The following is a 14,262-nucleotide window of genomic DNA, read 5'->3' as shown; positions in this document are numbered from 1 at the left end:
CGTAGGGGGTGAATGCGTCACGGAGGGCCGCCGGCGGTCAGCGCGTCAACGTGGCGACGGCCTCGACGTGGTGGGTGTTCGGGAACAGGTCGAAGGCGCGCATCCCCGTCATCGCGTACCCGTGGCCGGCGAAGAAGGCCAGGTCGCGGGCGAGGGCGACGGGATCGCACGCGACGTAGACGATCTGCGCCGGGGCGAGGGATGCGATCGAGTCGACGACCTCCCGGCCCGCGCCCGAACGCGGCGGGTCGAGGACCACCGTCGCCGCCCGCAGCCGGGCGCGCTCCGCGGCGGAGGCGTCGGCGGCGAGCCGCGCGACGTACCGCTCGACGCGTTCGGTGAGGGCGGACGCGCCGACCCACTCGGACAGGTTCTCAGCGGCGTCATCGGTCGCCGCTTCGTCGCTCTCCACCGAGGTGATCCGGAGGGTCGACCCGAAGCGATCGCCGAGCGCCGCGGCGAGCAGACCGACCCCGCCGTACAGGTCGAGGTTGGCCGCCCGCGGGTCGAACAGTGCCTCATCGACCGCGGCCTGCACCGCCTGGGTCAGTGTCTGCGCCGCCCCGCGGTGCACCTGCCAGAAGCCTCGCGCATCCAGCCGGAACTCGCGGTCGCCGACCCGCTCCCGGATGGGGACCGGCTGTCGGTGCGGCCGTACTGCGCGCGGGGCGTGCGCGTTGCGGTCTCCTCGCCCCCTGCCCTTGCCGGCCCCGCCGCGTGCGCTCGTTCGAGTGCCGGTGCGCGTGCTGGTTGACGCGCCGTTGCGCGGGCCGCCGCCCGCACGAGCGTCGTTGACGAGGACGTGCGCCGTTCCCAGACCCGTGGCCACGATGTCGACGGACTCGGCCCCCGGGAAGAGCTGACCGAAGGGCGTCGCCTCCTGAACGGCTTCGGTCGCCAGGGGCAGGTCCGTCACCGGGATGACCGTGTGGGACCGCGAGGCATAGGGGCCGACTCGGCCTGAGTCGTCGACCTGCAGCCGGACGCGGGTTCGCCATCCGGTCCCGTCGGCGGTCTCCCCCTCCACGGGTTCGACCAGGATGGGGCGTCCGTCGACGCCTGCTCTCGCGATCGCCTCGGCGGGCAGTTTCGCCGTCCGCTGCAGTGCATCCTCGATCACGCGGCGCTTGAGCTCCCGCTGGTGCTCCAGACGGATGTGGCCGAACTCGGCGCCGCCGGCACGCTCCGCGGGCGGACGCTCGATGGCGGCGGCACCCCAGACGTGCGGACGCCGCTCGGGCGATGTCTCGACCACGTCGAGCACCTCGCCGCGCCAGAACCGCTCGTGGCTCGTGTCCGCGATCCGCGCGCGCACTCGCTCGCCGGGCATCGTGTCCGGCACGAAGACCACGCGCCCCTCGTGCCGTGCGACGAACACGCCGCCATGGGCGACGTTGGTAATGTCGAGCTCGACCTCGTCTTTCTGGGGCATCCTTCGAGCATCCCACAGGTGACCATGCGCCTCTACCTCGCCTCAACCTCTCCCGCCCGCCTCGCGCTGCTGCGCGCTGCGGGCGTCGAACCGGTGATCGTGCCGTCGAACGTCGACGAGCCGGCCGCCGTCGCCGCTGCGGAGGCGGAACACGGCCCGCTGGATGCCGCGACGATGGTCCAGCTGCTCGCCCGAGCCAAGGCCGAAGCCGTGCGGGGCGAACTGGATGGCGAGCCGATCGACGGTCTGATCCTGGGCGGCGACTCGGCTTTCGCCATCGATGGCGCCATCCACGGCAAGCCGCACCGCCCTGACGTCGCCCGCGAACGCTGGCTTCAGCAGCGCGGTCGCACCGGAATGCTGCACTCCGGCCACTGGCTCATCGACCACCGCGGTGGACGCGAGAACGCCGCGGTCGGCGCCGCCGCGGTCGCCGCAGTGACGTTCGCCGAAGTGACGGACGAGGAAGTCGACGCGTATGTCGCCAGCGGCGAGCCTCTCGAGGTGGCCGGCGCCTTCACGGTGGACAGCCTGGGCGGCCCGTTCATCACCCGCGTCGACGGCGATCCGAGCACGGTGGTGGGGCTCTCGCTTTCGACCCTTCGCGAGCTGGTGCGTGCCCTCGGTATCCCGTGGACATCGCTCTGGAACCGCAACACCTGAGCCGGACCGTTGTAGGCTGCCGGAGCTTCCGGTCGTCCATTTTTGTGGGGTTCGGCCAAAACTCCTTCGATATCGAGCAATAGGCTAGGGAACTGTGCCACGTATCACCAAGGTTTTGATCGCCAACCGCGGAGAGATCGCCGTCCGTGTCATCCGTGCAGCCAAGGACAGCGGGATCGCCTCCGTCGCCGTGTACGCGGACCAGGATCGCGACGCCCTCCACGTTCGCCTCGCCGACGAGGCGTACGCGCTCGATGGCACGACGAGCGCAGAGACGTACCTCGTCATCGACAAGCTCCTGTCGGTGGCGCGGCGCTCCGGCGCTGATGCGGTGCACCCCGGCTACGGATTCCTCGCGGAGAACGCGGACTTCGCCCGTGCCGTCATCGCCGCAGGTCTCACCTGGATCGGCCCGTCGCCCGAGGCGATCGAGCGGCTCGGCGACAAGGTCTCGGCGCGCCATGTCGCCGAGAAGGTCGGCGCTCCACTGGCCCCCGGCACCCTGAACCCTGTCGCGGACGCGGCCGAGGTGCTCGACTTCGTCGACGTCTACGGGCTCCCCGTGGCGATCAAGGCGGCCTTCGGCGGCGGCGGACGTGGCCTCAAGGTGGCCCGTGCACGCGAGGAGGTGGCGGAACTCTTCGAGTCGGCCACCCGCGAGGCGATCGCTGCCTTCGGCCGCGGCGAGTGCTTCGTCGAGAAGTACCTGGACCAGCCGCGCCACGTCGAGACGCAGTGCCTCGCGGATGCCTATGGCAACGTCGTCGTCGTCTCCACTCGCGACTGCTCGCTGCAGCGACGTCACCAGAAGCTGGTGGAGGAGGCTCCGGCACCGTTCCTCACGCCGGAGCAGACCGAGAAGCTGTACACGTCGTCGAAGGCGATCCTCAAGGAGGTCGGTTACCAGGGCGCCGGCACCTGCGAATTCCTCATCGGCAAGGACGGCACCGTCTCCTTCCTCGAGGTGAACACACGCCTCCAGGTCGAGCATCCTGTCTCCGAGGAGGTCACCGGCATCGACTTGGTGCGGGAGCAGTTCCGCCTCGCCGAGGGTGGCGAGCTGGACTACGACGACCCCGCGCCGCGTGGTCACTCCTTCGAGTTCCGGATCAACGGCGAAGACGCCGGCCGCGGCTTCATCCCCTCCCCCGGGCCGGTTCATGTGTTCAAGGCCGCTGGCGGCCCCGGCGTTCGCGTCGACAGCGGCATCCAGGCGGGCGACGTCATCAGCGGCGCCTTCGACTCCATGCTCGCCAAGCTGATCGTCACCGGAGCCAGCCGCGAGGAGGCGCTCGAGCGCTCCCGCCGGGCCCTCGACGAGTTCGAAGTCGCGGGACTCCCCACCGTGCTCCCGTTCCACCGGGCCATCGTCCGCGACCCGGCCTTCGCGCCGCAGGACGGCGAGCCGTTCTCGGTGTACACGCGCTGGATCGAGACCGAGTGGGTCAACGAGATCGAGCCCTGGTCGGGTGAGCTGAGCGACCAGCCGGCCGCCGACCGCCGCAGCAGTGTCGTAGTCGAAGTCGAGGGAAAGCGCATCGAGGTCTCCCTGCCCGCGAAACTGCTCAGCGGCGGAGCCGGTGAACCGACCGCTTCTCCTGCGCCGCGGCGCCGCGGAGGATCCCACGCGGTCGACACGGCCACCGGCGACTCCGTCACGGCCCCCATGCAGGCGACCATCGTCAAGGTGGCTGTCGCCGACGGCGATCCCGTGGTGAAGGGCGACCTCGTGCTCGTCCTCGAGGCGATGAAGATGGAGCAGCCCCTCACCGCACACAAGGACGGCACCGTTTCCGGCATCAACGCTGCGGTCGGCGAGACGGTCTCGTCGGGCCACCTGCTGCTGAACATCGTCTAGGCCGCTTCTCGCTCGAGTAGAGCATCAATCGTCTCGACGACGACGGGCCACTGCTCGAGCACTTGGCGTGCGGTGAACCGCACCACGGGTGTGCCTCTCAACCGCGCCCGGGAGTCGCGCACCCGATCCCGCTCGAAAGCGTCTTTCGAGCCGTGGGACGCATAACCGTCGAATTCGACGAGCAGTTTGCCGTCGATGCGCATGTCGACCCGACCTATCCCCGGCACTTGGACCTGCTGTTCGACGAAGCGACCGGTGGCTGCGAATCGCTGTCGAGCGAGCGACTCCACGCCGGATTCGGAGCCGGGCTGGGCGGAGCGCGCCAGCCTTCGTGCACGAGCGCCCTCGCTGGCGAGAAGAAGCGAGAGCCGAGGCTTGGTGAGGTGGCCGCCGCCGAGCGCGGTGTCTAGGACCGCGACCGCGGTCTCGTCCGTCTCCCAATGGACGGAAGCGACGAGGCAGTCCTCCAGCGTGTCGCGCCAGCAGTACGGCGAAAGGGTTCCGTCGACCCAGTGCAGCCGCACGGGATCGGACGTGATCGGCGGACGAATTCGGGAGCCGTTCGACGGAACTCGCACGTGCAGTTGAGGAGCGAGCCCGCCCCACAAGCCGTAGCTCCGTGCTGCCGAACTCGCGGTGAGCCGCCCTCCGATGCGGACCGCGGAGACGGCACGGGGGTCGGCATTCACGGCGGCGTAGTGGGCGCGGCGGACGCGGAGGATGCTGCCCTCACGGACAGCGGCCGCAAGGTGATCCGGGGGAGCGCCGCTACCGACGAGCTGCCCGCGAGTGGCGATGCCGCCAAATCGTTCGAGGATTCTGTGGAGGGGTTCCGACTGCATGGTTCAAGTCTTGGTGCGGGCGGACACTGACGTCGGCGAGGCTCTGAATCTGTGGAGAAGCGGGCGCCTCGGGGTGCTGTGAAGATGTCCGCGTGTCCTGTTTTCAGGAGATCTGACCATCGTGGTGCAGCTATGTCCTGAATAAAGGGCATGGCTGCACGTGCCGACTCCCACGTCCTGAAAACAGGTGCCGCGGGATAGCCCACGACGTCCTGAAAACATGACCGGACTCACGGCGCGCTGGAGTCCTGAAAACAGGACCGGGGCGATGGGGAAGGTCCTGAAAACAGGGGCCGGGACGCCGCGACGTGCGGCGAAACCCAGAAGCGCCCCGCGTCAGCCGGTCGCCTCCGTGGGGTCGCCCTTCAGGTCGATGCTGATCTCGTCCGCGTCGAGGTTGCTGAGGGCTCCGGCGAGCACATCCGCGCTGAATGTTCCCTCGTCGCGAGCGTCGAGCAGGGCGGCGCGCTGAGCACGCAGGCGGGCCAGCCGAGCCGACTTGAGCTGGGCGAAGGCTTCCGGCGTGCGCTCGGTCATCTCGGGCTGAGGAACCGACTTGCCGGCCTCGTAGAGCAGCTCCAGAAGCCGGCGGCGCTCGTCCCGCTCGGACTCCGGGTCGGCACCCGACGGCTTGACCGCCTTCAGGACCAGGCCGAGGGTTCCGCCCTGCAGCAGCAGCGATCCGGCCGCGACCAGGAAGGCGATCAGCACGAGAACCGACCGGCCCGGGGTATCCGACGGCAGAGACTGCGCCGCGGCCACCGTGACCGCACCGCGCATCCCGGCCCAGACGACGATAGTGCCCTCACGCCAGCCGAGCGGCGCCCCAGTGAAGTACTCGATGTCGGCCAGCATCCGGCGGAGCCGGGTGCCGAAGCGGGTCAGATTCGCGACCGTAGGGACGCCTCGTCTCACCAGTTGCCTCCGTCGCCGCTCCGCGCGCTTCGGCGAGACCTTCCGGCCGTCGAGCTCCGGGGCGGAGAAGGCACGGTCCGGGAACGCAGGATCCGGAAACACCACGTCTGCGGCCGCAGAATCCGCCTGCGGCACCTCGACCCCGGCCCCCGCGCCGGATTCGTCCGCCTCGCCGTCTGCCTCGCCTCCGGCAGCCAACGCCCGCTGGTCGCCGGTCCCGCCCAACCGCTGCGCGATCCCCCGCTGCACCGCCTCCGGGTCGGTGAGATGCTCCTGCAGCTGCTGCAGCCTCGGCCGCATGCGCTGAGTGCGTCTGCTGCGCCGGGCGAGCAGCGCGAGCAGGGGTGCGACGAAGGCCGCGCGTACGAGGATCGTCAGCAGCAGCGCACCCGCGGCCACCCCGATCGCCGGCGCGACACCGGAATGGTCGGCCTGCACCTTCTGCACGATGCCGAAGAGCTCCAGCCCCATCGTCAGGAAGATCAGGCCTTCGAGGATGAGTTCGACCGTCCGCCAGTTCTGCGCATCAGAGAGCCGGTGCTCGGGTGAGAGCACGCGGGGTGCGCGACTGCCCGTGACGAGTCCGGCGACGACGGCCGCCACCAGGCCGGAGGCGCCGAGCGCCTCGGCGGGGATGGATGCGAGGAACGGCACGGTGAACGAGATCACCGTATTGACCGTCGCGTCCTTCACCCGTGCTCGCACGAGCAGGTTCAGCCAGCCCACGAGCACGCCGAACACGATGGCGATGACCACGGAGTAGATGAACGACAGCGTGACCGCGCCGACGGTGAACGAGGCGGCGGCCGCCGCTACGGCCGCGCGCAGCAGCACCAGGGCGGTCGCGTCATTGAGCAGGCTTTCGCCTTCAAGGATGGCCACGACGCGCGGCGAGACGCCGGCCCGTTTCACGATCCCGGTCGCCACTGCGTCTGTGGGGCTGACAATGGCGCCCAGCGCGATTCCCCAGGCGAGACCCAGCCCGGGGATGATCCAGGCGAAGAAGAGGCCGAGCAGCACCGAACTGACGATGACGAGCACCACGGAGAGCCCGCCGATCGCCCCGAACTCGCGCCGGAAGTTCATGGCGGGCATGGAGACCGAGGCCGAATACAGCAGCGGTGGGAGCACCCCCGCGAGGATCCATTCCGGCTGCAGCACGACTGCCGGGACGAAGGGCAGCAGGCTCACCAGGATGCCGACCGCCACGAGGATCAGCGGCGACGCGATCCCGAACTTCGGACCGATGGTGGTCGCCGCCGCGATGGTGAGCACGGCGAGCACGCCGATGACGAGCCCGACCTCCATCACCGCACCGCCGTCAGACCACGATGTGCATGGCGCGCGCGGCGTCCGTGATGGACCCGGACAGAGAGGGATAGACGGTGAACGCTCGCGCGACCTGATCGACCGTCAGGCGCTGCTCCACGGCGAGCGCCAGCGGGAAGATGAGCTCGGAGGCGCGCGGGGCGACGATGACGCCGCCGATCACGGTGCCTGAGCCGGTGCGGGCGAACAGCTTCACGAAGCCGTCACGGATGCCGAGCATCTTCGCTCGAGGATTCGACTTCAGCGGCAGCTTGTAGATGTCGCCCTGCGCGATCCCCTCTTCGATCTGCTTCTGGCTCCAGCCCACCGTGGCGATCTCGGGCTGCGTGAAGATGTTGGAGCTGACGTTGCGCAGCTCGATCGGGTTCACCGCGTCGCCCATGGCGTGGAACACCGCGGTGCGCCCCTGCATCGACGCGACCGAGGCGAGCGGCAGCGAGTCGGAGCAGTCGCCCGCCGCATAGATGTTGGGGATGGAGGTGCGGGCCACCCGGTTCGTGCGGATGCTGCCGTCGTGCGTCATCTGCACCCCGGCCTCCTCCAGCCCGATACCGGCCGTGTTCGGCACGGATCCGACGGCCATAAGACAGTGCGAGCCCTCGATCGTGCGGCCGTCGGTGAGCGTCGCGACCACGCCGTTCTCCGTGCGGACCACCGACTCCGCACGTGACTTCGACAGCACCTGCATGCCGTTGCGCTTGAACACGTTCTCGATCACGCGGGCCGCGTCGGCATCCTCGCCCGGCAGCACCTGATCGCGCGACGAGATCAGCGTCACCTTCGACCCCAGCGCCGTGTAGGCGGACGCGAACTCCGCACCGGTCACTCCGGAGCCGACCACGATCAGGTGCGACGGCACCGACTGCAGGTCGTACAGCTGGGTCCAGGTGAGGATGCGCTCCCCGTCGGGCACCGCCGACGGCAGGATGCGCGGGCTCGCGCCGACGGCGACGACGATGGTGTCGGCCTCGACCCGGTCGAAGTCGGTACCCGAGTCGCCCGGCGACGTGGAGACGATCACCGCGCTCGGCCCATCGAGCCTTCCCTCACCGGTCACGATCCGGACACCGGACCGCACGAGTTCGGCCCGCATGTCCTCCGACTGCTGTCGTGCCAGGCCGATCAGCCGCTTGTTCACCGCCGCGAGGTTGACGGCGATCTCCGGCCGGACGGGCTTGCCGGTCTCGCCGCGAGAGAAGAACTGGACGCCGAGATCGGTCGCCTCTCCGAGCGAATTGGTCGCCTCGGCCGTGGCGATGAGGCTCTTGGAGGGCACCACGTCGGTGATGACCGCGGATCCGCCGACGCCGGAGCGCTCCACCAGCGTCACATCCGCACCCAGCTGAGCGCCCGCCAGCGCCGCCTCGTAACCGCCGGGGCCGCCGCCGAGGATCGCGATGCGCTGCTTACGCTCGAATTCATACGCCATGTCTCCCATTCTTCCGTATGGGGGTGCACCGATGCGCATCCCATCGTGACCCTGTGGAAAGCCGCCCTCAGTAGAGTTGCCTCATGCTGGAATCCATCACCAATCCGCTCGACGACCCCGCAGCCGACCCCTTCGAGATCGCACGGGAGGCCGCCGGCCAGCTGGCCGAGAAGACCGGCGTCGAGCGCCACGACATCGCGCTCACGCTCGGCAGCGGCTGGGGCAAGGCCGCCGACCTGATCGGCGAGACCGTCGCCACCGTCCCCGCCACCGAGATCGTCGGCTTCAGCAAGCCTGCGCTCGAAGGGCACGTCGGCACGCTCCGCTCGATCCGCCTCGCCAACGGCAAGCACGCGTTGGTCATCGGCGCCCGAACCCACTACTACGAAGGTCACGGCGTCCGCCGTGTCGTCCACAGCGTCCGCACCGCCGCGGCCGCCGGGGCGACCACGATGGTGCTGACCAACGGCGCAGGCGGTATCAAGGACCACTGGAAGCCGGGCACGCCCGTCCTCATCAGCGACCACATCAACCTCACCGCCGACTCCCCGCTCGAGGGCGCGACTTTCATCGACCTGACCGATCTGTACTCGAAGCGTCTGCGCGACCTGGCCCGCACCGTCGAGCCGTCCCTGGACGAGGGCGTGTACACGCAGTTCCGCGGCCCGCACTACGAGACGCCGGCCGAGGTCCAGATGGCGAAGGCCGTCGGCGGCCACATCGTCGGCATGTCCACCGCTCTCGAGGCGATCGCTGCGCGCCAGGCCGGGATGGAGATCCTCGGGATGTCGCTCATCACGAACCTCGCGGCGGGCATCCAGAAGACCCCGCTCAGCCACCAAGAGGTCATCGAGGCCGGCCGCGCCGCGGAGCCGGTGATCAGTGCCCTCCTCGCCCAGATCGTGGAGGCCCTGTGAGCCAGAAGGACACCCCGCAGCTGCTCGCCGAGGCCCGTGCCTGGCTGGCGCAGGACCCCGACCCGGAGACGCGTGACGAGCTGGGTGCGCTGATCGTCGCCGCCGAGGCGGGCTCGGCCGACGCCGTCGCCGACCTGCACTCGCGTTTCGACGAACGCCTGGCGTTCGGCACCGCAGGCCTCCGCGGCGCGATCGCCGCCGGCCCGAACCGCATGAACCGGGTGCTGGTCGCGCAGGCCGCGGCCGGTTTCGCCCGCTGGCTGCTGGAGCACGCCGAGGGCGGCACGCCGTCGGTCGTCATCGGCTACGACGGCCGCAAGAATTCGGACGTCTTCGCCCGCGACACCGCCGAGCTCATGGCCGGCGCGGGCATCCGCGCGATCCTCCTCCCCCGGCTGCTCCCCACGCCCGTCCTCGCCTTCGCCGTCCGGCACCTGGGGGCGAGCGCGGGCGTCATGGTGACCGCCAGCCACAACCCGCCGAACGACAACGGCTACAAGGTGTACCTCGGCGGCGAGGATCACGGCTCGCAGATCGTCCCGCCGGTCGACGCGGAGATCGCTGCGCACATCCTGAAGGTCGCCGACGGCAGCGTCGCCGACCTTGCGCGCTCCGACCGCTACGAGGTCGCGCCCGACGACGTGGAGCAGGCGTACATCGACGCGACGGTGGCCGTCGCCACCACGCAGACGCCGCGGGATGCGGTGTCGTTCGTCTACACCGCTATGCACGGCGTCGGCTGGCGCACCGCGCGCGAGGTCTTCTCTCGAGCGGGATTCGCCACCCCGACCCCGGTCGCCGCTCAGATCGACCCGGACCCGGCGTTCCCGACGGTAGCGTTCCCCAATCCTGAGGAGCCGGGCGCGATGGACCTCTCCTTCGCCACGGCGAGGGATGCCGGCGCAGACCTGATCATCGCCAACGACCCGGACGCCGACCGGCTGGCCGTGGCCATTCCCGACACTACGAGCCCCGATGGCTATCGCCGCCTCTCCGGCAACGAGGTGGGCGCACTGCTCGGCTGGCGTGCCGCCGAACTGGCCAGCGTGCGGGCCGACGAACGCGGCGCCTTCGGGACGCTGGCCTGCTCGGTGGTCTCCTCCCCCGCTCTCGCCGCCGTCGCCCGGGCGTACGGGCTCGACTTCGCGGACACGCTGACCGGTTTCAAGTGGGTCTCCCGGGCGCACGCACTCGTCTACGGCTACGAGGAGGCGCTCGGGTACCTGGTGAACCCGGAGACCGTCCGCGACAAGGACGGTATTTCGGCGGCGGTCGCGTTCCTCGACCTGGCGAACGGGCTCGCGGACGACGGGGTCACCATCGCTCAGCAGCTGGATGCGTTCGCGGAGCGGTTCGGGTTCTTCGCCAGCGACCAGATCTCTCTCCGGGTCACCGACCTGTCGCGCATCGGCGAGATCATGGGCGCGCTCCGGTCGACGCCGCCGAGCCACCTCGGCGAGGTGCGGGTCTCGCAGATCGACGACCTGCGGGACGGATTCGGTGACCTGCCACCGAGCGACGTGCTCCGCATCCTGCTCGAGGACGGCTCCCGCGTGATGGTCCGCCCGAGCGGCACCGAGCCGAAGCTGAAGATCTACATCGACGCATCGAGCGACGAGGGCACGATCAGCGAGCGCCGCGAGACGGCGACCGCCCGGGTGGCCGCCCTCGCCGACGCGATGCGGGCGCTCACCGCCTAAGGGCCGAATCGCCCCATGCCGATAGGGGCGATCGTTTCGAAGCACCCTCGCTTACGAAAGGTTAGACTGCTAACCTTTCGTAAGAGCGGAGGGGATGAAAGGATGTCGATCGAGGTCAGCTACGAGTCTCGTAGTCTGCCTGCGGCTGCGGCACGTGAGTACGCGTCGCGGCGCATGCAGCTGCTGAGGCGGCAACCGTATGAAGCGGCCATCCCCGCGTCGATCAGAGACGCCGAGCTCGGCCTGCATGCCGACGTACTCTCGGAGGCGGATGATGCGACGCGCGAACTCGTCCGCTTCGATGCCGAGCGATCACGCTTCCTTGCTCCGTTCTCCCCGATCCTTCTCCGCACCGAGTCGGCGTCCAGCTCGCAGATCGAGCACCTCACCGCCGGTCCGCGCGCGATCGCCGAAGCGGTCATCGGTGAGCGCACCGAGGGAAATGCGCAGCTGGTGGTCAACAACGTACGCGCGATGGAGGCGGCCCTGGCCCTGGCGGACAGCATCAGCAACGAATCGATCATCGCGATGCACCACGCCCTGTTGACCGAGTCGAATCCGCACATGACGGGCGAGTACCGCCACGAGCAGGTCTGGATAGGTGGTCAGCTGCCGCACTCCGCCGGCTTCGTGCCCCCGCACCACGATCGTGTGCAAGCAGCAATGGACGACCTCATCGCGTTCGCCCGTCGCGTCGACCTGCCGCCACTCGCCCAGGCAGCGATCGCGCACGCCCAATTCGAGACCATTCACCCGTTCCCCGATGGCAACGGCCGTACCGGCCGGGCTCTCGTCCACTCGATGCTGCGGCACAGCGGAGTGCTCCGGCACCTCGCCGTTCCCGTCTCGGCGGGCCTTCTCACGGACATCGAAGGGTACTTCGGCGCCCTCACCGGCTACCGGGGGGGTGACCCCGAGCCGATCGTCCGGATTTTCGCCCAAGCATCCCTCGTCGGTGTGGGAAATTCGGAACAACTCGCCCGCGACATCGACGACGCGCAACGACGGTGGGAGGACAAGCTCTCCGGCGTCCGCGCGGATGCTGTCGCGCGAAGGTTGGCTGAGCTGTCGATCGAATATCCCGTGCTCAATGTCGCCACAGGGCTCACAGTAAGTGGGGCCAGCCGCCCGGCGGTTGCCAACGGCCTGAGCGTGCTGGTCGAACGCGGAATCCTGGCTGCCGGCAGTTCTGCCAGGCGCAATCGCACCTGGATCAATGCCGATGTGCTGGACGCCCTCGCGGCGTTCGCCGAGCGGACTGGACGTCGTCAGCGACCGTGAGCCCTCAGCCGAGAGCCTCGTCGAGCTTGCGCTCGAGCTCCTCCAGGTCGAAGTAGTTCTGTACGACGATCACGTCGGCGTTGGTCCGGCCGATGCGGTCGACCAGCTCCGGCGAGGTCAGGACGACCTGCGCATCCGCTGCTGCATCGGCAATGTGGGCGGCGTCCGACGCGGTGACGTCGGCGTCGATCCCCAGCCGGTCGAGCACGCGCTCGGCGTTGACCTTCAGGATGCCGGACGTGCCGACGCCCACCCCGCAGATGGCGACGATCTTCACCGGTCGGTCCCTCTCATCGAGACGACTCCTCGCTCAGCGTGAGGATGCGCTGGACGTCGGCCACGTCGGCCGCCGCTGCGAGGGCAGGGATGGCCTCCGGGTCATTGAAGACGTTGGCCAATTCGGCCACGCTCGTCACGTGCGCCTCGGGCGTCGAGACGGCGAGACCGAGGACCACCGAGACGGGGTCGTTATGCGGGTGCCCGAAGACGACCGGCTCGTCGAGCGTGACGACGGACAGGCCGTCCGAGTTCACGTCGGGGCCGGGCCGGGCATGCGCCAGGGCGAGGCCCGGAGCGATCACGATGTAGGCGCCGAACTCCTCGATCACCTGGATCATCCGCTGTGCGTAGCCCTGCTCCGTCGCACCGGAACGGGCCAGTGCCTCACCCGCCAATTCCACGGCCTGACGCCAGTCGACGGCGTGCGCGCCGACGGTGATGGCGGAATCAGGCAGCGGTGGCAGTGACATATCTTCAGCGTAGCGCCAGGCGCCTTACGAACCCTCGAAACCTGCTGTGATGATCTCTGCCAGCTCCTCGCGCTCCTCGAGGGGCAGGAAGGCCCCGGCCGCGGCGTTCAGCTGGAAGATCTCCAGATCGGTCCGGTCGTAGGCGAAGGCGTCTGCGAGGATGCTCAGTTCGCGCGTCAGCGTCGTCCCGCTCATCAGGCGGTTGTCGGTGTTCACCGTGACGCGGAAGCCGAGCTGGTACAGCAGGTCGAACGGGTGGTCCAGGATGTCGTTCCCCCAGGCCGCGATGGCCCCGGTCTGCAGGTTCGACGTCGGGCTCGTCTCGAGGGCGATCTCGCGGTCCTTCACCCACTGCGACAGCGTCCCGAGGGTGACGTAGGTGTTCTCGTCGTCCTGACGTTCCACGGTGATGTCTTCGGCGAGACGCACACCGTGGCCGAGGCGCAGCGCGCGGCCGTCGAGGATGGCGCTCCGGATGCTGTCCAGGCCGTCGGCCTCGCCGGCGTGGACGGTCGCGGGGAAGAACTCGGAGGCCAGGTAGTCGAAAGCTGCACGGTGGTTGGAGGCCGGGAAGCCTGCCTCCGGACCGGCGATGTCGAAGCCGACCACCCCTCGGTCGCGGTGCCGCACGGCGAGTTCCGCGATCTCGAGGCCGCGGTCGTTGTGGCGCATTGCGGTCACGAGCTGCCCGACGCGGATGCGGCTACCGGAACCACGCACGTCGTCGATGCCCTGGTCGATGCCCTCCTGAACTGCCTCGACCGTCTCGTCGAGGGTCAGGCCGCCGCCGAGGTGCTGCTCGGGAGCCCAGCGGACCTCGCCGTAGACGACGCCATCCGAGCCGAGGTCCTGAACGAACTCGCGGGCGACGCGGACGAGGCCCTCACGGGTCTGCATCACAGCCGTCGTCAGGTCGAAGGTCTTGAGGTACTCCACGAGCGAGCCGGAGTTCGACTTCGCTGCGAACCAGCGGCCGAGCTCGGTCGCATCCTGTGCGGGCAGTTCCAGGCCGATGGCCTCGCCCAGTTCCAAGACGGTCGCGGGCCGCAGCCCGCCGTCGAGGTGGTCGTGCAGGGAGACCTTCGGCAGCGGCCGGATCTCGGTGCCGTCGGCCAGCGTGTACTCGTTCCAGGCGTCGCTCATGATT

12 protein-coding genes are annotated in these 14,262 nt (G+C 69.4%); 5 read left to right on the top strand and 7 right to left on the bottom strand.

Annotated features, from left to right (window positions below; translation table 11 throughout):
• Positions 1-37 precede the first annotated feature (37 nt).
• A complete protein-coding gene (locus AB4Z18_RS16450; RefSeq protein ID WP_441783811.1) occupies positions 38-1,432 on the bottom strand; it encodes a class I SAM-dependent RNA methyltransferase in 1,395 nt (464 codons plus the stop codon).
• Between the two features lie 24 nt (positions 1,433-1,456).
• Here AB4Z18_RS16450 and AB4Z18_RS16445 point away from each other — a divergent pair, with 24 nt between their 5' ends.
• Positions 1,457-2,095, top strand: a complete 639-nt coding sequence (locus AB4Z18_RS16445) for a Maf family protein (RefSeq protein WP_441784021.1) — start codon at positions 1,457-1,459, stop codon at positions 2,093-2,095.
• A gap of 94 nt (positions 2,096-2,189) precedes the next feature.
• Positions 2,190-3,953: an acetyl/propionyl/methylcrotonyl-CoA carboxylase subunit alpha gene (locus tag AB4Z18_RS16440; RefSeq protein WP_441783810.1), complete on the top strand. Its 1,764-nt coding sequence runs from the start codon at positions 2,190-2,192 to the stop codon at positions 3,951-3,953.
• On the opposite strand, the gene AB4Z18_RS16435 is transcribed toward AB4Z18_RS16440, so the two are convergent.
• The 3 genes from AB4Z18_RS16435 to AB4Z18_RS16425 all read right to left on the bottom strand — a co-directional run bounded on the left by AB4Z18_RS16435 (position 3,950) and on the right by AB4Z18_RS16425 (position 8,468).
• Positions 3,950-4,795: a DUF559 domain-containing protein gene (locus AB4Z18_RS16435; RefSeq protein WP_441783809.1), complete on the bottom strand. Its 846-nt coding sequence runs from the start codon at positions 4,793-4,795 to the stop codon at positions 3,950-3,952. The two genes, AB4Z18_RS16440 and AB4Z18_RS16435, sit on opposite strands and share 4 nt — an antisense overlap.
• Positions 4,796-5,131: 336 nt before the next feature.
• The gene (locus tag AB4Z18_RS16430; protein WP_441783808.1) at positions 5,132-7,018 is read right to left on the bottom strand and encodes a cation:proton antiporter; all 1,887 of its coding nucleotides are present in this window, start codon (positions 7,016-7,018) and stop codon (positions 5,132-5,134) included.
• A gap of 13 nt (positions 7,019-7,031) precedes the next feature.
• Positions 7,032-8,468, bottom strand: coding sequence for an NAD(P)H-quinone dehydrogenase (locus tag AB4Z18_RS16425; RefSeq protein WP_441783807.1), 1,437 nt, complete (start codon positions 8,466-8,468; stop codon positions 7,032-7,034).
• Between the two features lie 83 nt (positions 8,469-8,551).
• On the opposite strand from AB4Z18_RS16425, the gene AB4Z18_RS16420 reads away from it, so the two are divergent.
• The 3 genes from AB4Z18_RS16420 to AB4Z18_RS16410 all read left to right on the top strand — a co-directional run bounded on the left by AB4Z18_RS16420 (position 8,552) and on the right by AB4Z18_RS16410 (position 12,366).
• On the top strand, positions 8,552-9,385 hold the full coding sequence (locus AB4Z18_RS16420) for a purine-nucleoside phosphorylase (RefSeq protein WP_441783806.1): 834 nt from the start codon (positions 8,552-8,554) through the stop codon (positions 9,383-9,385).
• Entirely contained in the window at positions 9,382-11,085 is a 1,704-nt protein-coding gene (locus AB4Z18_RS16415) for a phospho-sugar mutase (protein ID WP_441783805.1), read from the top strand. Before AB4Z18_RS16420 ends, AB4Z18_RS16415 begins: the two co-directional genes overlap by 4 nt.
• Positions 11,086-11,187: 102 nt before the next feature.
• On the top strand, positions 11,188-12,366 hold the full coding sequence (locus tag AB4Z18_RS16410) for a Fic family protein (protein WP_441783804.1): 1,179 nt from the start codon (positions 11,188-11,190) through the stop codon (positions 12,364-12,366).
• A gap of 4 nt (positions 12,367-12,370) precedes the next feature.
• On the opposite strand, the gene AB4Z18_RS16405 is transcribed toward AB4Z18_RS16410, so the two are convergent.
• From AB4Z18_RS16405 to AB4Z18_RS16395, 3 genes are read right to left on the bottom strand one after another with little or no spacing between them, the layout of a single operon-like run.
• On the bottom strand, positions 12,371-12,643 hold the full coding sequence (locus tag AB4Z18_RS16405; RefSeq protein WP_441783803.1) for a PTS sugar transporter subunit IIB: 273 nt from the start codon (positions 12,641-12,643) through the stop codon (positions 12,371-12,373).
• Positions 12,644-12,656: 13 nt separating this feature from the next.
• A complete protein-coding gene (locus tag AB4Z18_RS16400; RefSeq protein ID WP_441783802.1) occupies positions 12,657-13,115 on the bottom strand; it encodes a PTS sugar transporter subunit IIA in 459 nt (152 codons plus the stop codon).
• Positions 13,116-13,139: 24 nt separating this feature from the next.
• Positions 13,140-14,258: an adenosine deaminase gene (locus tag AB4Z18_RS16395; RefSeq protein ID WP_441783801.1), complete on the bottom strand. Its 1,119-nt coding sequence runs from the start codon at positions 14,256-14,258 to the stop codon at positions 13,140-13,142.
• Positions 14,259-14,262 lie beyond the last annotated feature (4 nt).

The organism is Leifsonia sp. 2TAF2, assembly GCF_052115085.1.
GTDB lineage: Bacteria > Actinomycetota > Actinomycetes > Actinomycetales > Microbacteriaceae > Leifsonia.
This window is presented reverse-complemented; position numbering and strand designations above follow the sequence as displayed.

Excerpts from the sequence above, each read along its gene's own strand:
- AB4Z18_RS16450 (WP_441783811.1), bottom strand. The coding sequence starts at position 1,432 with ATGCCCCAGAAAGACGAGGTCGAGCTCGACATTACCAACGTCGCCCAT.
- AB4Z18_RS16445 (WP_441784021.1), top strand. The coding sequence starts at position 1,457 with ATGCGCCTCTACCTCGCCTCAACCTCTCCCGCCCGCCTCGCGCTGCTG.
- AB4Z18_RS16435 (WP_441783809.1), bottom strand. The coding sequence starts at position 4,795 with ATGCAGTCGGAACCCCTCCACAGAATCCTCGAACGATTTGGCGGCATC.
- AB4Z18_RS16430 (WP_441783808.1), bottom strand. The coding sequence starts at position 7,018 with ATGGAGGTCGGGCTCGTCATCGGCGTGCTCGCCGTGCTCACCATCGCG.
- AB4Z18_RS16425 (WP_441783807.1), bottom strand. The coding sequence starts at position 8,468 with ATGGCGTATGAATTCGAGCGTAAGCAGCGCATCGCGATCCTCGGCGGC.
- AB4Z18_RS16420 (WP_441783806.1), top strand. The coding sequence starts at position 8,552 with ATGCTGGAATCCATCACCAATCCGCTCGACGACCCCGCAGCCGACCCC.
- AB4Z18_RS16410 (WP_441783804.1), top strand. The coding sequence starts at position 11,188 with ATGTCGATCGAGGTCAGCTACGAGTCTCGTAGTCTGCCTGCGGCTGCG.
- AB4Z18_RS16400 (WP_441783802.1), bottom strand. The coding sequence starts at position 13,115 with ATGTCACTGCCACCGCTGCCTGATTCCGCCATCACCGTCGGCGCGCAC.
- AB4Z18_RS16395 (WP_441783801.1), bottom strand. The coding sequence starts at position 14,258 with ATGAGCGACGCCTGGAACGAGTACACGCTGGCCGACGGCACCGAGATC.